Here is a 20,679-nt window from a genome sequence, read left to right on the forward strand (position 1 = left end):
GTAAAAATGTCTCATAAATCTAGAATTCACTATTCCGTACTGAATTCCTCAATATCAGGGGGAATTTATGTTCTGAAAATGCTTGCTCAATTTATTTCCAGAAGTCTTTTTATTTATTTTTTGGGTAAAGAACTTTTGGGGTTAAATGGCCTATTTACGAGTATTTTGAATATGCTTTCTTTGACAGAGCTCGGCATAGGTACATCGATTATATATTCTCTTTACAAACCTTTAAATGAGAAAGATGATCATCAAATTAAGGCACTGATGTCCCTATATAAAAAAATCTATACAACCATAGGTATAATTGTTGGTATTCTAGGGTTAATGTTAGTTCCATTCTTACATATTTTTATAGAAAGTGCTTCAGAAATAAATGGATTATACTACTATTATATATTGTTTTTATTAAATTCTGTTATAAGCTATTTTTTTACATATAATCGTTCTTTATTGAATGCAGATCAAAGAAGTTACATATCAGCAATCAATGATTTCATATTTCAATTATTGGTGATTATTGTTCAAGCTTTCGTTCTTTTTTTAGGAAAAGGTTATGCATTTTTTTTGATTGTTCAAATTGTTGGGACTTTACTAAGTAATATTACGATTTCTATTAGAGTGAATAAAGAGTTTCATTATTTGAAAGATGTTCCGATAATGAAGCTGCCAAAAGAAACTGTAGCCACTTTAAAAAAAAATACCATTGGTAATCTATCGTCAAAAATAGGACAAATTATTGTTAATGGAACTGACAGTTTATTGATCTCAATATTTGTAAGTTTGGCATCAGTAGGAATATACTCAAATTATTTTTTGATAGTCTCAAGCGTACAACAATTATGTGTTCAAATTACCAACTCAATAACTGCAAGTATTGGTAATGTGGCTGTTGCCGGGGACGAGGAACATGGTTTCGCGGTGTATAAAAAACATTATTTTGTGAGCTTTTCTTTATTATACTTTTCATCGACTAGTTTAATGATTGCCTTAGATCCATTTATACATTTATGGTTAGGTAGTTCATACCTCTTATCAAAAGCAACAATGCTTGCTATAGTTGTAAATTTCATTGTAAAACTTTTTAGGCAAACTCCACTTGTATTTATTGATGCATATGGCTTAGCTTGGATACAAAGATGGAAAGCAATAGTTGAATCCATTGCAAATCTAACTTTTTCTTTGCTTTTTCTTATAGTTTTTGATTTAGGAATTGTTGGGGTGATGTTAGGGACAATCCTTTCTTCTTTGATGACTGTTTCTTGGTACGAACCATATGTAGTCTTCAAATATGGAATAAACAAACCGTTTGGAACTTATCTAAGAATCACAAGTAGATATCTTTTGATATTATTGTTTACATTACTACTAACCTATAGTGTAAATAATCAAATTGAGATTTTGGGAATTGTGGGGTTATTAATCAGATTAAGCGTAGGTTTAGTTATCGCGCTGTTGATTTATCTAATAGTATTTAAAAATGATGATGAGTTTTTATCAATTATGTTAATAATAAAAAAATTGCTGAAGCGATAGTTCCACTTTTTTAAAACAATGTAAGTCCACTGATTAGTGGAATCCAAAGAAAAAACAATAATCGGATCATTGGTCGTTATTTTACAAATACATTAAGATATCATGCCAATTCTTCAAAAATGTTGCTAGGTGCTTAAAATTGTGAGAAAATAGACATCATGAATTATTCTTGCAAAAAATGAGGAAGTGTCTTATGAAATTATGGAAAAAAGTAATATTGACCGTTTTAGGATTGGTTCTTATATCAGTTGCGGGATTTTGTGCATACGGGATTAAAATGTATTCTGATGCAACCTATACTGTAAAAGGGGTTTATGAATCGATTGACCGGACTTCTAAAAGAAGAGAAGCGGCCGTAAATATCGATGCACAAGAACCTTTCTCTGTTTTATTAATGGGAATCGATACTGGAGATTTAGGCCGTACAGAGCAAGGCCGCTCAGATACTACGATGGTAGTTACTATTAATCCTAAAGAAAAGAAATCGACGATGATCAGTTTAGATCGAGATATATTGACTGAGATTGTTGGTAATGGGACAGAAGATAAACTAAATCATGCCTACGCATTTGGTGGAGCTAAAATGGCGATTGATACAGTATCAGAGTTACTGGATATTCCAATCGATAATTATGTATCGATCAATATGAAGGGACTAAAAGATTTGATTGATGCTGTAGGAGGAATTGAAGTTGATAATACATTAGGTGAGTTCACCTTGGATGGTATTGTTGTCCCAGCAGGTAAAATCACGCTAGATGGTGAGACTGGGTTGGCATATGCGCGTATGCGTAAAGAAGATCCTGATGGAGATATAGGGCGTCAACGTCGTCAAAGAGAAGTTGTTGAAAAAATTGTCAACAAAATTATCAGTTTAGACGGTTTAACAAAGTATAGAAAAATTTTGGATGCGGTAAAAGATAATGTGAAAACTGATTTAACTTGGGACAATATGGTAGATATTCAAAAGAAATATATGCCTGCTTTTAAAAATATCGATTCATTGCAATTAGATGGAGAAGGTACAGAAATTGATAGTATTTATTATCAATTATTAGATCCAACTAAATTATATGAAACTCAAACTGAGCTACGTGCGCAATTGGGTATGGCAAAAAATGAAGAGATGCAAGCTAGAGATACTAGCAATTACAATAATTACGCTGGTGGGAATACTGCTGCATATGGTGGCACTTCAACGGATACTACTAATTATGGTTATGATCCAAATACGTATGTTGATCCGAATACTGGTGTAGTGGATTCTACTTATACAAATCAAGAGGAAGCTGTTTATCCAGATAATGGTTATTAATTATATAACTTCTATTTTCGAAAGAGAATAGAAGTTTTTTTATTTTCACTCACTTTAGACTAGAATTCTTTTTTATAGGGTGTTATAATTGGACTATACCAAATAAGAATACGAGGGAGTAACTTGCAATGGAAATTATCAAAGTAGCGAACGCTGAAGAAGGCGGAAAAAAAGCATTTGAACTGATCAAAGAAGGCATGAGTAATGGTGCAAAAGTATTAGGACTTGCGACAGGCAGCACGCCAGAAACATTATATAAAGAAATGACTGCAAGCGATTTGGATTTTTCTGAGATGACTTCTGTGAATTTAGATGAATATGTTGGCTTAGGCGGAGAAGACGATCAAAGCTATCGTTACTTCATGAATGATCAACTATTTAACAAAAAACCATTTAAAAACACCTACGTACCAAACGGAAAAGCAGAAGATTTAGCAGCTGAATGTAAGCACTATGAAGGGATTATCGACGATAATCCAATCGACATTCAAATTCTAGGTATTGGACAAAATGGGCATATTGGGTTTAACGAGCCAGCGACACCACTAGATAGTTTGACTCATGTAGTTGAATTAACTGAGTCTACAATTAATGCGAACAAACGTAATTTTGAAAAAGTTGAAGATGTACCAACTAGAGCTGTTTCAATGGGAATCGGCTCAATCATGAAAGGCAAAAAAATGATTTTAATGGCATATGGATCAGCAAAGGCTGATGCGATCAAAGGAATGATCGATGGACCTGTTTCTGTTGACTTACCAGCAAGTGCGTTACAAAATCATTCAGATGTTGTTGTCATCATTGATGAAGAGGCTGCTAGTAAATTATAAAAATATGAAGCTGTGATCACAGGATTAATTCCTTTGATCACAGCTTTTTTTTGATGAAACTAAGCATCATTCTCTCAATTCAAATTAGTGCTATAATAGGATAGAAGATCAATAGGAGGATTGAGTATGGTGGATATAATTTTAACAGTTCCGGAAATCATTATAAGACTATGTTTGGCAATGCTGATTGGTGGAGTCATTGGATTTGAACGCCAATACAAAAATCGCCCAGCTGGTATGCGGACACATATTTTAGTTTGCATGGGAGCAACGATCATTGCATTAATTCAAGTTGAAATCGCTGCTAGTGCTTTGCAAGATGCGATTAATCATCCAGAGTTAACTGGTGTGATCCGCTCCGACCAAGCAAGACTAATTGCACAAGTTGTTAGTGGAATCGGTTTTTTAGGTGCAGGAACGATCATAGTGACGAAACAGTCCGTTACCGGCTTGACCACAGCCGCATCCTTATGGGCTGTCGCAGGTTTAGGAATTGCGATTGGTATGGGTTACTATGCTATTGCGATAACTAGTTTTATTGGTGTTTTTATTGCTTTAACAGTTGTTAGAAAAGTAATCCATGTTCCGACAACAAAGAAACTAGAAATTCGTTATATACACAAACAAGAAACAAAAGAATTTATCAACCAGTATTTTGAAGAACACAAAATTGAAATCGAGGATGTCAATTTCAATGTAGTCTTAGTTGAAGACGTGCAGATTTACACGAATATTTATACGATTGATCTACCTAAAGGCATGACCTATGCTGAAGTGATAGAGGACTTATCGATTTACAAAAATATCACGAAACTGCGGCTAGTTAGTATATAAGTTATCTTATTATTATAAGGAAAATAAAGTGAGTTTGAACGTGTCATCATTCAAGCTTACTTTATTTTTTGATAAGGCGTTCTTATTCCATAAAAAAAGTAAGCAACCAACTGAATAAAACAGTCAAACTTCCACTAAAAAAGTTGACCCAATCATTTGTTACCCACGAAATACCGCTGATTTTTAAGGTAGATTGATGATGATGCTGTTGTTGTTCAGTAATAGATCCGCAGATGGGGCAGCGATATTTTACTTGAAAGATGATACCTAGTAGGCTATCAATCAAAGAATCAAGAAAGCCGCAAAATAGTGGAAGGCTGAACAATAGAAGGGGTGAAAGCTGAACATCCTCATAGCTTCCAGAGCTTAGCCAGAAGGCAGTAGCAATCAAAAGACTACCTAACAGTGAAGAAATAGTCCCTAATAGTGAAATACCGCCAGAAAGACCTGGCGTAATCGGTTTAAATGAAAGAATAGAATAGGGGGCTTTTTTACTTAAAATACCTATTTCAGATGCCCAGGTATCTGAAGTTGCACCTGCGATACCGCTAACATACCCAATTAGGAACAATTCAATGTCTGTATAGTAGAACAGAATTAAAGAAATAATAGCAGGGAGACTATTGGCAAGCACTTGGCAGGCATCTCTAGTATGTCCTTTTTCAGTTACACTCGAGTCTGAGCCTCTTTTCATCCCTTTCTTTATTAAATGGATAAAGCCATAACTGGCAAAAAATAGAATTAACAACTCCCAAACGGGCCATGAACCAAACCCACAAACAATTATAGCAACAAAAATCATAGCCAATGTGCCAGATTTGGTAAGTAAATGTGTAATATAAGAAAATATGCCAATAAAACTGCCTACAATCATGCCTATTAATAATTTATAAAGTAAAATAGTCATCATACACCTCTTAAATAATTGGTTCTGTCTAAACGGATAAACAAAATAAGTATAGCATGGAATGAGAGGTAGTTATAAAATCTTTTATAAGATAACACGAAAATTGAGACAATAACCCCTTTATGCTAGTAAAGAATGATAGAATAAAAGTATTCGTTATTGGAGGTTTTGTATGGGATCGTTATTCAAACAATCAAAATTATTATTTTGGACAGTAGAAATTGTACTTACGATTATTGGGGTTTTCTTTTTATTGAAGATGCCTAACGTTTTTAGCCCAATTTTAGGAATGGTATCAGCTGTTTTTATGCCATTATTGATTGCAGGTTTTTTATATTATATGTTCGATCCACTTGTTTTATTTTTAGAAAAACGTGGTCTTCCAAGAATTATTGGCTTTTTGCTTTCATTTGCGGTCTTAATCGTTTTGATTACACTAGTTGTCATGAATGTCGTTCCTCAATTAGTTAATCAGTCAGTTGAATTAAGCCAGTCGCTTCCTACCTATGCTGAGGAAATGAATCAATGGTTGAATGATTTAGGAGAGCTTGAAGCATTTAAAGGATTTAATATTCAAGAACAGTTAGATAAAGCGAATATTACAATTAGCAATATTTTGAATTTTGCAATTGTGGGTGTAACAAGTAGTCTTTCAAAAATTGTGAGTATTTTGATGCGATTTTTCATTTTGCTTTTTACTGTACCGTTTATCTTGTTTTTTATGTTTAAAGATGGGCATAAATTTTTAGACGCATTGTCTCATTTTTTTCCAAAGAGTATTCGTAGTGAGTTACAGCAAACCGTAAAAGAGATGAATCAAACTTTGTCAGCATATATTAGTAGTACGGTTTTAGATGCATTTATTATTGGGATTTTAAGTTTTATCGCGATGACGATATTTAAGCAACCATATAGCTTACTGTTAGCTGTATTTTGTGGTCTGACGAATATTATTCCCTATGTTGGCCCATTTATTGGGGCAGTTCCAGCAATTTTAGTGGGTCTATTTATTTCACCCTGGCAAGCTTTATATATGGCAGTGTCGATTTTAGTTATTCAGCAACTGGATGGCAATTTGATCAAACCATTGTTGATGGGGAAATCTCTAAATGTTCATCCTTTAACGATCATCTTAGTTTTGATTGCAGCGGGCAGTGTCGGTGGAATCATCGGGATGCTGATTTGTATTCCTGTATATGCAGTTATTAAAACATTGGTTCTTAATATTAGTAAAATTTATAACATTAAGAAGGAGAGTAAGGATCGTTCCTCCAATGAACCAATCAGTTAAGTCTTGCTGATTCAGCTTTTTATAAAGTAGATAGAGAAAAGGCGACAAGCAAATAATTATTAAAAAATAAGTCTAGGCTAAAAACTCAAATGGTTTTAGCCTAGACTTATTTTTATGTGTTCAAAAGAGATGATTAGTCCATACCAATCAGGTAATCGTCATCTTTCATTGCTTCAACAGTTCCTAATAGGTAACCATTACCGACTTGTGAGAAGAAATCATGGTTGCTAGTACCAGTAGAGATACCATTCATAACGATTGGATTAACATCATTTGCTGTATCAGCAAATAATGGATCCATACCAAGATTCATCAAGGCTTTATTCGCATTGTAACGTAAGAAAGTTTTCACTTCTTCAGTCCAGCCTAACTCATCATATAATTGCTCTGTGTAACGTTCTTCATTTTCATATAGCTCATAAAGAAGATTATACATCCAGTCTTTCATGTCATTTTGTTCTGCTTCATTCAATTCATTGAAGCCTAATTGGAATTTGTATCCAATATAAGTACCATGAACAGACTCATCGCGAATGATTAGTTTAATGATTTCGGCAACGTTTGCTAGTTTATTATTCCCTAAGTAGTAAAGAGGAGTGTAAAAACCAGAATAGAAAAGAAAGGTTTCCAAAAATACGCTCGCAACTTTCTTTTCGAGTGGCGTACCATTTTTATATATTTCATTGATTTTTTCAGCTTTTGTTTGTAGATAAACATTAGTATTTGTCCATTCGAAGATTTCATCGATTTCTTTTTTAGTATTTAATGTACTAAAAATGGATGAATAGCTTTTTGCGTGAACAGATTCCATAAATTGGATATTGTTTAAAACAGCTTCTTCATGTGGCGTACGAACGTCGTTTCTTAATTGTTCCATACCACTTTCAGACTGAACAGTATCTAGTAGAGTCAAACCGCCAAAAACGTATCCTACAGTTGTTTTTTCTAAATCTGAAAGAGTTCTCCAATCATCTAGATCGTTAGACAAAGGAATACGAGTATCTAGCCAAAATTGCTCCGTTAGTTTTTCCCAAGTAGACTTATCGATCACATCTTCGATAGCGTTCCAGTTAATCGCTTCATAATATGTTGCCATGTATGTTCCTCCTCATTACCTTTACGTTAAAATACAATAAATCATAGAACAAGGCGACCAGAGGACGCCTTGTTTGTATATATGTTTGCTGGTCTTAATTTTTAGATGACACAACTCTCACATTGGTTGCTACCGATTTCTTCAGCATCATCCGTAAATGTTCTTACGTAATAGATTGATTTTACCCCTTTATGGAAAGCATAGTGACGTAAAATATTCAAATCACGAGTGGTTTGTTTTGGTGAATCTTTCCATTCATATAAGCCTTCAGGAATTTCAGAACGCATAAACAAGGTTAAACTCATACCTTGATCCACATGTTGTTGCGCTGTTGCATAAACATCAATGACTTTACGCATATCCATGTCATAAGCAGATGTATAATAAGGAATCGTATCATTTGCGAGATAAGGCGCAGGATAATAAATTTTACCAATTTTCTTTTCTTGACGCTCTTCGATCATCCGAGTGATTGGGTGAATACTAGCACTCGTATCATTGATATAAGAAATAGAACCATTCGGTGCAACTGCTAAACGATTTTGATGATATAAGCCGTCTTGCTTCACTGCATCACGTAATTTTGCCCAGTCTTCAGAAGTTGGGACAAAAATATCTTTAAAGATTTCTTTGACTTTATCTGATTGTGGAGTGAAGTCTCCGTCAATATATTTATCAAAATAAGAACCATTAGCATAATCAGATTTTTCAAAATTATAAAAGGTTTCATTATATTGTTTTGCAATGTTATTACTTTCTACTAAAGTCCAGTAGTTCAATAAAGTAAAGTAAACATTGGTGAAATCTAGTGAATCTTTAGAACCATACTCCATATGGTTTTTAGCAAAGAACGTATGCAGACCCATCGCACCAAGTCCGATGGTATGACTTAATTTATTTCCGTTTTGAATAGAAGGCACTACATCAATATCAGATGCATCCGTTACAAAAGTTAAAGCACGAGTCATGGCACGAACAGATTTACCAAAGTCAGGACTGTCCATCAAGTTGACAATGTTTGTCGAACCTAAGTTACAACTGATATCTGTACCAAGTGTTTCATATTCTTGTTTGCCATTTAAAACAGAAGGTGTTTGAACTTGTAAAATTTCTGAACATAAGTTACTCATGATGATTTTGCCATAAGCTGGATTACTTCTATTAGCTGTATCAATATTGATGATATATGGATAGCCAGATTCTTGTTGTAATTTAGAAATTTCATTTTCTAGATCACGCGCTTTGATTTTACGTTTACGAATCTTAGGATTGGCAACTAGATTATCGTATTCTTTGGTAATATCAATATAAGAGAACGGGACACCATATTCACGTTCTACACTATAAGGGCTGAATAGATACATATCTTCATTATTACGTGCTAATTCATAAAATTTATCAGGAACCACAACGCCTAACGATAAAGTTTTCACACGAACCTTTTCATCCGCATTTTCTTTTTTTGTTGAAAGGAACATTTCGATATCTGGATGGAAAACGTTTAGATAAACAACTCCAGCACCTTGACGTTGACCTAGTTGATTAGAATAACTAAAGCTATCTTCGAACAATTTCATAACGGGAACCACGCCGCTGGCAGCTCCTTCATATCCTTTGATCGGAGCACCTGCTTCACGTAAGTTGGCTAATGTGATACCCACACCGCCACCAATACGTGATAATTGTAAAGCGGAGTTGATTGAACGGCCGATACTGTTCATGTCATCTGTTACTTGGATCAAGAAACAAGAAACAAGCTCACCACGGCGTTTACGTCCTGCATTCAAGAATGAAGGTGTAGCTGGTTGATAACGTTGGTGGATCATTTCATCAGCTAAAACTAAAGCCAATTCTTCATTACCATCAGCAAAATACAAGGCATTGAAAGCCACACGATCTTCATAGCTTTCTAAGTATTCACTACCTTCATTGTTTTTAAGTGCATATTGTGAATAAAACTTATAAGCTGCCATAAATGATTTGAATTCAAAGTTTTGTTCATCTAAAAACGTATATAATTTTTCAATAAAAGACATAGAATATTTTTGGACAAAAGCAGTTTCCAAATAGTCGTTCTCGATTAAATAATTGATTTTTGCTTCTATAGTGTCGAAGGTTCTTGTGTTAGGAAGGACATTTTCTTTGAAAAAAGCTTCCAATGCTTCTTTATCCTTATGTAAAGGAATTTGTCCGTCAACAGGACGATTGATCTCATTATTCAGCTTAAAATAGCTAACATCTTTAATTTCTTTTAGACTCAAGTTCATTCACTACTTTCTTAAAGGATTCCACGTCTTCATTCGTACCGCTAAATTCAAATGCAAAAAGCATTGGAACGTTATAATCACGTGCTATGTCTTTGGCTGTATATACAAACAAATCTGCGAAATTGAGGTTTCCGCCTCCAGCAACGCCTTGCAAGTATTCTTGATTATTTTTGTAATCAAGAAAATCATTCACTACTTCCGTGATTTCTTGGTCATAAGTAGGAACGACTAGGACAAAAGGCTCATTTATCTCAAAAAAAGGATTCGCAGGCTCAATTTCACAAGCTGCTAAATCCAATTTTTTAATGAAGCGTCTAGTTTGTCCAGTGACTGAGAAATAAACAATTTTCATTTTAGCTAGCCAATTGTTTTAATTGATCAGGACGGAATCCTACAACTGTTGCAGCATCAGAAGTGATAACCGGAACACTTTGGAATCCTTGTTCTTTTAACCAGTCGATTGCGTCTGGTTGGATATCGATATTTACTTCTTCAAATGCTATATTATTCTCGCTCAAAAAGCGTTTTGCCATTTTACATTGGATACAATTATTTTTAGAAAAGATTTTTACGTTCATTTTTATTTCCCCCTCAATTAGTTTACTTCACTAGTATAAATCTCTCAGAAAAAAAGTCAACACTTAGGCACTACATATTGTGGTCGTTTTTTGTTTGAATACCATGTTTTGTGTTTTTGAAAGAAATATGAAAGCACGTATTCTCTAGATTTAAGCGCCTTTTCTTACCATTTTTGTGTTTAAAAAAGAAATTTATTAAATTTTGAATCGGAACTTCTAATTTCAAAAACACAAGATATAGTGGTCAATCAATATACAAGACACTAGGATAATGGGACCAATTTTAATGGGAGAATATTTTCTTACTATAGGTAGAAAGAAGATTGATTTAAGTATCACAAACAGGTATACTTAATGAGAACGATTATCAATATCATTGAGAATCAAAATGAAACTTTTTCACAATAGAATAAGAAAAGAACAGTTAAAATAGGGAGGGTATCCAATGTTAACATTGGCACAGGCAAAGTTGAATAAGGTTTATACAATTGAAGAGATCCAAGCAGAAGGTTTTGCACGGAAGCATTTGAATAATCTGGGTCTTGTGCCAGGAGGCAAGGTTGTCTTGGTCAATTATTCCAGTGAGAATGGAATTGTCCTTTTACACAATAGCCGAATTGCGATCAACCTATCTGTCTTAAAACAAATTATAATAGTAGAAAAAAGTATTGATGAAGAAAATTGGTTGTCTTTAGATCAATTAATTGTAGGTGAAAAAGCACGAGTCATCGGGATCCATGGACAAGGAGCTGTCAAAAGACGGTTGATGGATATGGGGCTTACAAAAGGCGTTGATTTACTTGTTAGAAAAATGGCTCCTTTAGGCGATCCAATCGAAATCAATCTCCGTGGCTATGAATTGACGTTAAGGAAGAATGAAGCAGAACTAGTCTTGGTACAGAAAGAGGGATAAAAAATGAAAGAACAGCATATTGCTCTGACAGGAAATCCGAATAGTGGGAAGACAACTGCATTTAATGCACTGACAGGAGCCAATCAATATGTAGGAAATTGGCCAGGCGTTACCGTTGAACGAAAAGAAGGTAAATTGAAAAAAAGCAAACAAATAACGATCCAAGATTTACCAGGTATCTATTCCCTTTCCCCATACACACCGGAAGAAGTTGTTGCTCGGGATTACTTACTTAGTGGCAGTCCAGATGTGATTGTTAATATTGTGGATGCGACAAATCTAGAGCGTAATCTATATTTGACAACTCAATTGATGGAAACTGGGATTCCTGTTGTAGTCGGATTGAATATGATGGATATTTTAGATAAAACAGGAAGAAAAATTAATATCGAAAAACTTTCCTATGGTTTGGGTGTAGATGTACTAGGTGTCAGTGCTTTAAAAAATCGCGGGCTTGATGAATTAATTCAAAAAGCGGTTAAAGCAACAGAAGTCTTTCCGCTAGAGTTCAATTATCCAACCTATGATAATCGTTTAGAAGCAGCCTTAAATGAAATTGTGGATGTATTGGGAAACAGTGTGCTAGAAAAGCAAGCACGTTGGTACAGTATCAAATTATTTGAAAGAGATGCCAGAGTTGAGTCAGAATTAGAATTAAGTAGTCTTCAAAAAAATGAAATAAAAGAAATCATTAAAATCACTGAAAAGATTTTTGGGGATGATAGTGAGGCAATCATAATTAATGAGCGTTATGAATTTATTACTCGTTTAACTGCTCTTTGTGCGATCGAAAAAAATGAAATAACATATAGTACCAGTGATAAAATTGACCGAATTGTGACAAATCGTTGGCTAGCACTACCGATTTTTGCTTTGATCATGTGGTTTGTCTATTACTTAGCAATTCAAACTGTGGGCACTATGGGAACGGACTGGATCAATGATGAATTATTCGGAAATATTGTCCCAACGACAGTTAGTAATTGGCTTACAAATTGGCAAGTGGCACCGTGGATGCAAAGTTTGATTTTAGATGGAATCATTGCTGGAGTTGGAGCAGTTTTAGGATTCTTACCACAGTTAGCTGTTTTATTCTTGTGTTTAGGCTTTTTGGAAGATTGTGGTTACATGTCAAGAATTGCGTTTGTGATGGATCGTTTGTTTCGGAAATTTGGCCTGTCGGGAAAATCCTTTATACCGATGCTGATTGCGACCGGTTGTGGTGTACCAGGTGTCATGGCAAGTCGTACAATCGAAAATGAAAAGGATCGCAAGATGACAATCATGGTGACAACCTTTATGCCTTGTTCAGCAAAATTGCCGATCATCGCACTGATAGCTGGAGCATTTTTTCCAAAAAGTAGTTGGGTTTCACCATCGGCTTATTTTATCGGGATCGCAGCGATTGTGTTATCGGGTATTGCTTTGAAAAAGACACGGTCATTTTCTGGAGATCCAGCACCGTTTATCATGGAATTACCCGCATATCATATGCCCCAACTACGTGGCGTGCTCCGTCATGCCTATGATCGCAGTAAATCATTTGTGAAAAAAGCGGGGACGATTATTTTTGTGATGAGTATCATTATTTGGTTTACATCTACTTATACATTTACCTTACAAGAAGCGGGTGCTGATCAAAGTATTTTAGCAAATTTAGGTAAAATAATTGCACCATTATTCACACCGCTTGGCTGGGGAACTTGGCAAGGAGCGGTTGCTACGATCACAGGCTTAGTTGCAAAGGAAAACGTGATCGGCACATTCGGTATTTTATTTGGGCATTTAGGTGAAGTTTCTGAAGATGGCGTTGAGGTATGGTCCGCTTTACAAGGTGCTTTTACCCCAGTTGCTGCATATTCATTTTTAGTTTTTAATCTATTATGTGCACCATGCTTTGCAGCGATTGGTGCAATTCGCAGAGAAATGGGTGATTGGAAATGGACATGGGGAGCGATCGGCTATCAATGTGGTTTAGCCTATGTTGTAAGTTTTATCATCTATCAATTTGGGCATGTTATTTTTGAAAATGGCCAAATCGGTGTTGGTATTTTTATGGCAGGATTTTTAGTTATACTCATGGGGTATTATTTAGTTAGAAAGCCAAAAGTAAAAGAAGCACCAGTTGTGACATTGGCAACTTTAGAAAGAGGGTAAGAAGATGGCCACGATTGTTTTAGCAATACTGATTTTCGGAGGAGCAGGCTCTATTGTTTATACTCAAATCAAGAAAGGGAAAAGCTGTGATGACTGTCATACAACTTGTCCAGTGAAAAAAGAGCAAGGAGAGTAGACAGTTTGGACGCAATGAGATAAATAGAGTTAAAATTTATTTCATTGCGTCTGATGTTCCCTCTTGAATAAACGACTTTCAAGTGCTACAATATTTAAGTACTAATTATTTGGGTCGTTAGCTCAGTTGGTAGAGCAGCTGACTCTTAATCAGCGGGTCATGGGTTCGAGCCCCTTACGACCCATTGGGTGCCAAACCCACGAGAATGGTATTCTGTCGGCGTCTTCTGACGTTTAGAAGATGGAATATGCGTTCTCTTTTTTTGTTTCAGAAATTTACGAAACAAAAGGCTCTTTGTCAACTAATGTTGGTGAAGAAAATCCAAAGAATTAAATCAATGATGAAGCCTAGAGGGAAATTCCTCTAGGTTTTTCCATTTTTAAAAAATTTTCATTAAAAGTAATGTTTTTGTTTTATCGAGCTAAATTAAAAATCAAAACAATTGTCTAAGACTCAAAAGCAAAAATCGCATCCCTAATCATAAGAAGTGAGTAATCGGTTATTTGATGATAAACTAAAGAAAAGAAAGTTCTAGGAGGGACAAAAATGAAAAAGAAACTCATTTATTCATTCATACTACTTGCAGGAATATCACTAGCTGCCTGTGGAGGAAAAACTAAGACTGTTGAAAGTTCAACTTCGAATAAAAGTACAGAAAATAGTAGTCAAAGCATTAGTTCAACTAGTAGCACAACAAAATCAAGTTCAATCAAATCCTCTACAGAGAACTCAGCTTCGTCTGAATCAAAATCAAGTGAAAGCCAATCAGCAGTCAAAGCAGAGACGAATGCTCCTGCAAAACAAGCAGATGCTGTGTTAAGTCAGCTCAGCACAGCATTTCCCAATGATCGTTTACCCCAAGCGGTATTAACAAGCAAGACAGCTGACTATTTAACCGCAGCAACGACAAGCACGGCTGATCAGGAGAATTTCAGAATTTTATATTATGCTGAAAATCATGCAATCGAGGTCAATGATATTGTAGTTAATGACTTGCAACCAATTGCCTCGTTTGAAAAAAAATCGTATGATTCCAATGAAACAGCTGCTAGTGTAGTAAATCAAATTATTGATAATGGTGGAAGTAAAATAGATTTAGGGTATGGAATTACTGGCTATCAACAAGGGGCAGCGGGATCAAGTTACTTATCGTGGCAAGAAGGAAATTGGAGTCTGGTTGTTAGGGCTTCAAATATTGGTGGAGAAGTTGCTGAACCGTTAGCTAAAGAAGCTGTGGCTTACTTAGAAACAGCGATGCTTCCAGCTCCTCAAAATATTGGACAAATTTCTTTAACAGCTAGTACAAGTGATAGCTATCAAAATAATTCAATCGTTTGGCAAAAAGGATTGATTGTTTATACAATTCAACACTTTGATGCACTTCAAGCATTAAAAATGACAGTATCAACAAATCAATAACTATAGTTACATGCTTCTTAAAGAAACAAAACAAAAAAGTGATTTGCTATTAAACAAATAATATTGAAAAAAGTGTCTGTCTATTTTTTATTTATATAAAGATCGATTTTTAAAGGAAAAATAAAGCTCAATCAGCATTGACGAAACATTCACTCATCTTGTACAATGAGTACATGATAGAAGCAAAAATAATAAAATAAAAAAGGCACTTCATAGTCTGGTGGCCGCCAAACTACGAAGCCCTGATGAGTCAAGACACTGACCAATCAAGTTGCCCTCGTCAATGCAAAAGCACTGACATGATTCATTGTACTCAATTTTTAGGAAAATATCTACCCCTAAAAGTATACGAGATGATGAACATGACAGGGTTTACTTATTGATTGATACAACGGTATTGGAAGGAATTCTAATACTGTTTTTTTATTTTTTGCTTCTATCTCTTGTTTTAAGTATCCTTGTTGAACAGTCTTAGATATGAAGCTAAGTAAGGTTCAATGAATAAAGGATATGTTGGCTAAAGTTTACCACTATAGGCATTTGATTTATCTATTGGGGAAGAAAATCAACAGCTGAAAAAATGTGCTCATTTATCAGAAAGAACTCTTGTTGCCTATAGTGGTAGCTTTATACCTAAGTATAAGAAAATGTCATATACTTTAAACTTATTATAATGGCAAGGTTACTAATGTAGCAATTGAAACGATGTTAAAAAATAAAAAAGAGTCGAATTATTATTTAAGTATCAAAAAATTGATACAGTAAGATTCGACTCTTTTTTTGATTGAAAATTATTGTGTGATACGGCTTTTATCCGGTTGAGAATGAGCTAAGCGACTAGCAGCAGCTGCTGCGATGGCTCCCACAATATCATCTAAAAATGTATGAACATGCGGTCCTTCATGAGAATTTAATTTAGCAAGAATGCCAGGTTTTACTTTATCGATGTAACCGTAGTTTGTAAAGCCGATTGAGCCATACACGTTGACGATCGAAAGCGCCAAAATTTCGTCGATTCCATACAGCCCTTCATCTTCCTCTAGAATTTCTTGTAAAGGATGAAGCAATTTCTTTTCTTCAGCTAAGATATCTAATTGAATACCTGTAATAATCGTATTATGAACCTCGCGTTTAGATAAGACACTGTCGATATGTTCAATACAGGTTGCTAAATCAAGATCCTCAATGTAGGGCTTTTGTAAGAATAAAACTAATTCAGCCAAATCTTCCATCTCAACGCCACGATCTTTTAATAACTGTCGTGCTTTGTTTTCTAACGTTTCACCTTTTATCACCAAAATAAAAACCTCCAATGCGTCATTTATAGACTTAGAATACATCAATGGTATACTATCTAGAGAGAAAATTGCAAGGAGAAGATCGATGAACCCACTGATAGAATGTTGTGAACAAAATTTGGCTAAAGGCGCAGAGCTATTGTTAAGTGATCCATTTATCGAAGAAAATGGAGACGTAATCTCTTATTCTTGTATGAATGAATGCATTCTTTGCGCCCAAACATACTTTGTTTTATTTGAAGGAGAACGAATTACCGGCGAAACACCAGAAGAGCTTGTGGTTAATATAAAAAAAGCCCTTGTCCTTTGGCAAGAAGAAATGGGTTAAAAAAAGAGAGCGAAACAAAACTGATTTTTAGTTTTGTTTCGCTCTCTTTATCTGAATAAATGGCGAGAAAAAAGCAGTGCATCTTATTTCTCGGAGCTAAGCACTTTTGTTTTGGGCTTTTTGATTAAAGCATTTTCGCTTCTTTTCCTTCAAATAAACTAGTGCTGTGCATCGGTTGCGTTCTAGCATCTGGCTTAATGAAGTGCAATGCGTTATTGACAGCTGTTGGTGCTTCACCGAAGCCTGTGGCAATCAATTTTACTTTGCCGTCATAGTTGCAAATATCACCAACTGCATAGACACCAGGAATGTTTGTTGACATGTCTGAGTTTACTTCAATCGCATTTCGGCTGACATCTAAACCCCAATCTTTCAAATGCCCTAATGAAGAAGTGAAGCCATAATTAATAATCAAAGAATCCAAATCAAGTTGTTCGAAATTATCTGCTTTGGTTTCTTTTAATTTGATACCTTTGAAGGAATTATCTTCTACTAATAATTGATCAATGATATAAGGGGTATAAATAGATACGTCAGAATTTTTCAAATTATCTACACTATGTTCATGTCCACGAAATTCAGGGCGGCGATGGATAATTGAAACTTTTTCAGCGATAGGTTCTAACATTAGCGCCCAATCAATGGCAGAGTCACCACCACCTGCAATCGCAACTTTTTTACCAGAAAATTTGTTCATATCAGTAACATAATAATGAACGTGATTTCCTTCAAGTTCTGTCGCACCATCAAGGGTTAGACGTCTAGGTTGGAAGGAGCCATTTCCGATAGCAAAGATAACGGCTTTAGAATAGTGAACACCCTTCGAAGTTTCGATACGCAGATAACCATCTTCTTGCACTAAGTTTCTTACTTCTTCCTCTAAACAAGTTTCATGAGCAAAAGGGGCAATTTGTTTTTCTAAATTGTCAATCAGCTCGCTGGCTTTAATTGCAGGAAAACCAGGAACGTCATAAATATATTTTTCAGGGTAAAGCGTAGATAGTTGTCCGCCAAGTTGGGGTAGGCTATCAATAATTTTTGTTTTTGCTTTACGAATTCCTGCATAAAAAGCGGCGAAAAGACCGACGGGGCCTGCGCCGACGATAGTTAGATCATAAATGTTTTTTGAATCAGACATCAAAATTCCCTCCAGTTTCTATAATAAAAAAGGTTTCATCTATATAAAATGAAAGCAAAAAAAGTAGTATATCGTTTTTCACAAAATAGCACTTGTAGCAGAAAAAAGCAAGTGGGAGTTTGTGAAAAAAGGCTTCTCTTAAAAGAATAACAAAGATAATGGAATTTTCAAGTGAAGTTGTTTATGATAGTATAAGTAAGTAAAAATTAATAAGGAGGAAACAACTATGTCAGAATTTCCACAATTAGATTTAGCGAATGTTAAAGGCCCAAAAGCCGTGATTAAAACCAACCGTGGGGATATTACTGTTCAACTTTTCCCGGATCATGCACCAAAAACAGTTGAAAATTTTGTTCAATTAGCGAAAAAAGGCTATTATGATGGTGTGATATTTCACCGTGTCATTCCAGATTTCATGATTCAAGGTGGCGATCCCACTGGAACAGGTATGGGCGGCGAAAGTATTTATGGTGAAAAATTTGAAGATGAGTTCTCTAAAGACGTATTTAACTTGCGTGGAGCTTTATCAATGGCAAATGCGGGCCCTAATACAAACGGCAGTCAATTCTTTATTGTAAATAATCAAAATGTCCCTGCAAATATGTTTGGTCAATTAGAAGGGGCAGGATTCCCTACAGAAGTGATCGAAGCGTATAAAAAAGGCGGTACTCCTTGGTTAGACTTCCGTCATACCGTTTTCGGTCATGTCGTGGAAGGTATGGATGTTGTTGATGAAATTGGTGGTGTACAAAGAGACTCACAAGATCGTCCAACATTTGACGTAGTGATCGATAAAGTAGAAATCAGCGAATAAGCTCATTTATTTAAAATAAAAGCTCAAAACAAAATAGACTTTGTTTTGAGCTTTTTTTACTATTCAAAAGAATGTTTGATTCTGTGCAAACCTTCTACAAGAGTTTCTTTTGGACATGCGATATTTAAGCGCATATGCTGTGTCCCATTAGGACCAAAAGAAATTCCCGGATTTAAAACGACTTTTCCTTGATGAACAAGCCGGTTTTGGATTTGTGTATCAGACAAATCCAAAGCAGAGAAATCTAACCAAATTAAATAAGTCCCTTCTGGGCGCATCATTTTGACTTTAGGTAGTTCAGTTTGTAAGAATTCACTCACAAGATCGATGTTTTCTTTTAAGTAAACCAATAATTCTTTTAACCAAGTATCACCATTTTTATATGCAGCTTCCGTTCCAACATAACCAAAGATGTTGATCTCATTTTGAAAATTTTGTTCTTGTGCAGCGACAAATTTTTTCCGTAAATCAGGATTTTCAATAAAAATCATTGAGTTTTTAATCCCTGCTAGATTGAACGTTTTAGTAGCAGCGGTTAAAGTAATTGAAAAATCCTTAAATGTCGGGTGGACATTCGTGAATGTTGTAAACACGTGAGGAGCAAAAATCAAATCCTGATGGATCTCATCACTGATAACAAGAACATCATATTTTGCACATAATTTGCCAAAAGCTTCCAATTCACTTTTGCTCCAGACACGGCCGCCAGGGTTGTGAGGATTACAAAGAATAACAACTCGTACATTCTCATCCACGATTTGTTTCGCCATCATTTCCAGGTCCATAACGAAGTGTTCTTGTTCTATTAATAGCTGGCTTCGAATCAGTTTACGATTATTTTGTTCAACGACTTTGGCAAATGGAGGATAAACTGGATCGTGGATCAAAACAGCATCACCAGGTTCAGTGTATGCTTGAATAGCTAATGAAAGACTTGGTACAACACCACTATTGAAAAGAATAGCTTCTTTACCAACGGAAAAATCATGGTGCCGCTTTTGCCAACTTTGAATTGCTTCGTATAATGAATCGGGAGCAGGCGAGTAACCTAAAATTCCTTGCTCTGCTGTTTCTTTTAAGGCCTCAAGGACTGGCAGATTTGCTTTGAAATCCATATCAGCTATCCACAAAGGCAAAAGACCATCTTCTCCATAAGTATCTTTAATGGAATCCCATTTTGAACAATTTGTATTACGGCGATCATAAACTCTATCAAAATTGACCATTCAATCCATCCTTTCTATTCTAAAACATTTTTCACTAAATAAACTCTAACTATAGTATAATAGACTTTCGATAAAATATGAATAAAAAGAATTAATAAATAAAGTAGTAGAAATAAATTCATGCACTTTTTAATGGAACGTGATATCATTTTATAGAAGCAAAACATTTTGATGGGATTTATGAAAAGAGGATAAGAAAATGGAATACAAAATAGGGATGATTCTTAACGGAACGATCACAGGGTTACAACCCTACGGTGCTTTTGTTTCATTAAGTGATACAATCCAAGGATTGATACATGTTTCAGAAGTACAAGCTGGCTATACTAAAAATATTCACAGTTTATTGACAGTTGGACAAGAGGTTAAAGTGCAGATTATTGATGTTGATGAATACTCAAAAAAAATCAGCTTATCTTTAAGAACCTTAGAGACACAAATCCAGCAACCAAATCTTCGCCGTAAAAAATACTTTACCAATAAAAATAAAAAAATAGGGTTTGAGACATTAGAAAAAGAGCTTCCTATCTGGACTAATGAAGCGATGAACGAGTTACTTGAGAAATAATTCTGTTTTTTTTCAGAAAATATGGTAC

The 20,679-nt window shown here is 35.1% G+C and carries 20 protein-coding genes and 1 tRNA gene; 13 read left to right on the plus strand and 8 right to left on the minus strand.

Translation table 11 applies throughout. The features are described from left to right. Nucleotides 1-6: 6 nt before the first annotated feature. The 4 genes from IGJ50_RS03340 to IGJ50_RS03355 all read left to right on the plus strand — a co-directional run bounded on the left by IGJ50_RS03340 (nt 7) and on the right by IGJ50_RS03355 (nt 4,515). Entirely contained in the window at nt 7-1,536 is a 1,530-nt protein-coding gene (locus IGJ50_RS03340; RefSeq protein WP_429948903.1) for a lipopolysaccharide biosynthesis protein, read from the plus strand. Between the two features lie 193 nt (nt 1,537-1,729). Then, entirely contained in the window at nt 1,730-2,851 is a 1,122-nt protein-coding gene (locus IGJ50_RS03345) for an LCP family protein (protein ID WP_429948905.1), read from the plus strand. 128 nt (nt 2,852-2,979) lie between these two features. Continuing rightward, the gene (nagB, locus tag IGJ50_RS03350; protein ID WP_429948906.1) at nt 2,980-3,681 is read left to right on the plus strand and encodes a glucosamine-6-phosphate deaminase; all 702 of its coding nucleotides are present in this window, start codon (nt 2,980-2,982) and stop codon (nt 3,679-3,681) included. Between the two features lie 126 nt (nt 3,682-3,807). Further along, nucleotides 3,808-4,515, plus strand: a complete 708-nt coding sequence (locus IGJ50_RS03355) for an MgtC/SapB family protein (protein ID WP_069639091.1) — start codon at nt 3,808-3,810, stop codon at nt 4,513-4,515. Nucleotides 4,516-4,597: 82 nt separating this feature from the next. On the opposite strand, the gene IGJ50_RS03360 is transcribed toward IGJ50_RS03355, so the two are convergent. Then, entirely contained in the window at nt 4,598-5,422 is an 825-nt protein-coding gene (locus IGJ50_RS03360; RefSeq protein ID WP_429948907.1) for a DUF92 domain-containing protein, read from the minus strand. A 172-nt stretch (nt 5,423-5,594) separates the two neighbouring features. On the opposite strand from IGJ50_RS03360, the gene IGJ50_RS03365 reads away from it, so the two are divergent. Next, nucleotides 5,595-6,713 (plus strand): AI-2E family transporter, encoded by a 1,119-nt coding sequence (locus tag IGJ50_RS03365; protein ID WP_429948909.1) that lies wholly within the window; start codon nt 5,595-5,597, stop codon nt 6,711-6,713. Between the two features lie 133 nt (nt 6,714-6,846). Here IGJ50_RS03365 and nrdF read toward each other — a convergent pair whose 3' ends face one another. From nrdF to nrdH, 4 genes are all read right to left on the minus strand, one after another. Continuing rightward, on the minus strand, nt 6,847-7,809 hold the full coding sequence (gene nrdF, locus IGJ50_RS03370) for a class 1b ribonucleoside-diphosphate reductase subunit beta (protein WP_069639094.1): 963 nt from the start codon (nt 7,807-7,809) through the stop codon (nt 6,847-6,849). A gap of 101 nt (nt 7,810-7,910) precedes the next feature. Beyond that, the gene (gene nrdE / locus IGJ50_RS03375; RefSeq protein ID WP_429950019.1) at nt 7,911-10,070 is read right to left on the minus strand and encodes a class 1b ribonucleoside-diphosphate reductase subunit alpha; all 2,160 of its coding nucleotides are present in this window, start codon (nt 10,068-10,070) and stop codon (nt 7,911-7,913) included. Further along, a complete protein-coding gene (nrdI, locus tag IGJ50_RS03380; RefSeq protein ID WP_069639095.1) occupies nt 10,051-10,428 on the minus strand; it encodes a class Ib ribonucleoside-diphosphate reductase assembly flavoprotein NrdI in 378 nt (125 codons plus the stop codon). The genes nrdE and nrdI overlap by 20 nt, the downstream gene beginning before the upstream one ends. Nucleotide 10,429: 1 nt before the next feature. Then, the gene (gene nrdH, locus IGJ50_RS03385; RefSeq protein ID WP_207121171.1) at nt 10,430-10,654 is read right to left on the minus strand and encodes a glutaredoxin-like protein NrdH; all 225 of its coding nucleotides are present in this window, start codon (nt 10,652-10,654) and stop codon (nt 10,430-10,432) included. A 445-nt stretch (nt 10,655-11,099) separates the two neighbouring features. On the opposite strand from nrdH, the gene IGJ50_RS03390 reads away from it, so the two are divergent. From IGJ50_RS03390 to IGJ50_RS03410, 5 genes are all read left to right on the plus strand, one after another. Next, nucleotides 11,100-11,567 (plus strand): FeoA family protein, encoded by a 468-nt coding sequence (locus IGJ50_RS03390; protein ID WP_069639097.1) that lies wholly within the window; start codon nt 11,100-11,102, stop codon nt 11,565-11,567. A 3-nt stretch (nt 11,568-11,570) separates the two neighbouring features. Beyond that, the gene (gene feoB, locus IGJ50_RS03395; RefSeq protein ID WP_207121170.1) at nt 11,571-13,724 is read left to right on the plus strand and encodes a ferrous iron transport protein B; all 2,154 of its coding nucleotides are present in this window, start codon (nt 11,571-11,573) and stop codon (nt 13,722-13,724) included. Nucleotides 13,725-13,728: 4 nt separating this feature from the next. Continuing rightward, nucleotides 13,729-13,860 (plus strand): FeoB-associated Cys-rich membrane protein, encoded by a 132-nt coding sequence (locus IGJ50_RS03400; RefSeq protein WP_207121169.1) that lies wholly within the window; start codon nt 13,729-13,731, stop codon nt 13,858-13,860. A gap of 111 nt (nt 13,861-13,971) precedes the next feature. Further along, a tRNA-Lys gene (locus IGJ50_RS03405) sits at nt 13,972-14,044 on the plus strand. Nucleotides 14,045-14,406: 362 nt separating this feature from the next. Beyond that, nucleotides 14,407-15,279: a hypothetical protein gene (locus IGJ50_RS03410; protein WP_429948912.1), complete on the plus strand. Its 873-nt coding sequence runs from the start codon at nt 14,407-14,409 to the stop codon at nt 15,277-15,279. 791 nt (nt 15,280-16,070) lie between these two features. On the opposite strand, the gene IGJ50_RS03415 is transcribed toward IGJ50_RS03410, so the two are convergent. After that, nucleotides 16,071-16,577: a phosphatidylglycerophosphatase A family protein gene (locus tag IGJ50_RS03415; RefSeq protein ID WP_069639100.1), complete on the minus strand. Its 507-nt coding sequence runs from the start codon at nt 16,575-16,577 to the stop codon at nt 16,071-16,073. A gap of 85 nt (nt 16,578-16,662) precedes the next feature. On the opposite strand from IGJ50_RS03415, the gene IGJ50_RS03420 reads away from it, so the two are divergent. Further along, nucleotides 16,663-16,905 carry a DUF1450 domain-containing protein gene (locus IGJ50_RS03420; protein WP_069639101.1) on the plus strand — a complete coding sequence of 81 codons (243 nt, stop codon included), beginning with the start codon at nt 16,663-16,665 and terminating at the stop codon, nt 16,903-16,905. Between the two features lie 124 nt (nt 16,906-17,029). Here the strand turns inward: IGJ50_RS03420 and IGJ50_RS03425 are convergent, their stop codons facing one another. Beyond that, on the minus strand, nt 17,030-18,043 hold the full coding sequence (locus tag IGJ50_RS03425) for an NAD(P)/FAD-dependent oxidoreductase (protein WP_429948914.1): 1,014 nt from the start codon (nt 18,041-18,043) through the stop codon (nt 17,030-17,032). A 226-nt stretch (nt 18,044-18,269) separates the two neighbouring features. Between IGJ50_RS03425 and IGJ50_RS03430 the strand changes: the two genes are divergently transcribed. Further along, on the plus strand, nt 18,270-18,857 hold the full coding sequence (locus IGJ50_RS03430) for a peptidylprolyl isomerase (RefSeq protein WP_069639103.1): 588 nt from the start codon (nt 18,270-18,272) through the stop codon (nt 18,855-18,857). A gap of 59 nt (nt 18,858-18,916) precedes the next feature. Here IGJ50_RS03430 and IGJ50_RS03435 read toward each other — a convergent pair whose 3' ends face one another. Continuing rightward, a complete protein-coding gene (locus IGJ50_RS03435) occupies nt 18,917-20,083 on the minus strand; it encodes a MalY/PatB family protein (RefSeq protein ID WP_069639104.1) in 1,167 nt (388 codons plus the stop codon). A 199-nt stretch (nt 20,084-20,282) separates the two neighbouring features. Here IGJ50_RS03435 and IGJ50_RS03440 point away from each other — a divergent pair, with 199 nt between their 5' ends. Further along, entirely contained in the window at nt 20,283-20,651 is a 369-nt protein-coding gene (locus IGJ50_RS03440; RefSeq protein ID WP_429948917.1) for a CvfD/Ygs/GSP13 family RNA-binding post-transcriptional regulator, read from the plus strand. The last annotated feature ends 28 nt before the right edge of the window (nt 20,652-20,679 follow it).

Origin of the sequence: Enterococcus sp. AZ101, assembly GCF_050499005.1 — a bacterium.
Taxonomy (GTDB): domain Bacteria; phylum Bacillota; class Bacilli; order Lactobacillales; family Enterococcaceae; genus Enterococcus_L; species Enterococcus_L ureilyticus.

What these genes read in the sequence shown, in the direction of transcription:
- IGJ50_RS03345 (WP_429948905.1), top strand. Translation starts at nt 1,730, where the DNA reads ATGAAATTATGGAAAAAAGTAATATTGACCGTTTTAGGATTGGTTCTT.
- IGJ50_RS03435 (WP_069639104.1), bottom strand. Translation starts at nt 20,083, where the DNA reads ATGGTCAATTTTGATAGAGTTTATGATCGCCGTAATACAAATTGTTCA.
- nrdI (WP_069639095.1), bottom strand. Translation starts at nt 10,428, where the DNA reads ATGAAAATTGTTTATTTCTCAGTCACTGGACAAACTAGACGCTTCATT.
- IGJ50_RS03360 (WP_429948907.1), bottom strand. Translation starts at nt 5,422, where the DNA reads ATGACTATTTTACTTTATAAATTATTAATAGGCATGATTGTAGGCAGT.
- IGJ50_RS03410 (WP_429948912.1), top strand. Translation starts at nt 14,407, where the DNA reads ATGAAAAAGAAACTCATTTATTCATTCATACTACTTGCAGGAATATCA.
- IGJ50_RS03365 (WP_429948909.1), top strand. Translation starts at nt 5,595, where the DNA reads ATGGGATCGTTATTCAAACAATCAAAATTATTATTTTGGACAGTAGAA.
- feoB (WP_207121170.1), top strand. Translation starts at nt 11,571, where the DNA reads ATGAAAGAACAGCATATTGCTCTGACAGGAAATCCGAATAGTGGGAAG.
- IGJ50_RS03400 (WP_207121169.1), top strand. Translation starts at nt 13,729, where the DNA reads ATGGCCACGATTGTTTTAGCAATACTGATTTTCGGAGGAGCAGGCTCT.
- IGJ50_RS03355 (WP_069639091.1), top strand. Translation starts at nt 3,808, where the DNA reads ATGGTGGATATAATTTTAACAGTTCCGGAAATCATTATAAGACTATGT.
- IGJ50_RS03440 (WP_429948917.1), top strand. Translation starts at nt 20,283, where the DNA reads ATGGAATACAAAATAGGGATGATTCTTAACGGAACGATCACAGGGTTA.
- IGJ50_RS03420 (WP_069639101.1), top strand. Translation starts at nt 16,663, where the DNA reads ATGAACCCACTGATAGAATGTTGTGAACAAAATTTGGCTAAAGGCGCA.
- nagB (WP_429948906.1), top strand. Translation starts at nt 2,980, where the DNA reads ATGGAAATTATCAAAGTAGCGAACGCTGAAGAAGGCGGAAAAAAAGCA.
- IGJ50_RS03425 (WP_429948914.1), bottom strand. Translation starts at nt 18,043, where the DNA reads ATGTCTGATTCAAAAAACATTTATGATCTAACTATCGTCGGCGCAGGC.
- IGJ50_RS03430 (WP_069639103.1), top strand. Translation starts at nt 18,270, where the DNA reads ATGTCAGAATTTCCACAATTAGATTTAGCGAATGTTAAAGGCCCAAAA.
- nrdH (WP_207121171.1), bottom strand. Translation starts at nt 10,654, where the DNA reads ATGAACGTAAAAATCTTTTCTAAAAATAATTGTATCCAATGTAAAATG.
- IGJ50_RS03340 (WP_429948903.1), top strand. Translation starts at nt 7, where the DNA reads ATGTCTCATAAATCTAGAATTCACTATTCCGTACTGAATTCCTCAATA.
- nrdF (WP_069639094.1), bottom strand. Translation starts at nt 7,809, where the DNA reads ATGGCAACATATTATGAAGCGATTAACTGGAACGCTATCGAAGATGTG.
- IGJ50_RS03390 (WP_069639097.1), top strand. Translation starts at nt 11,100, where the DNA reads ATGTTAACATTGGCACAGGCAAAGTTGAATAAGGTTTATACAATTGAA.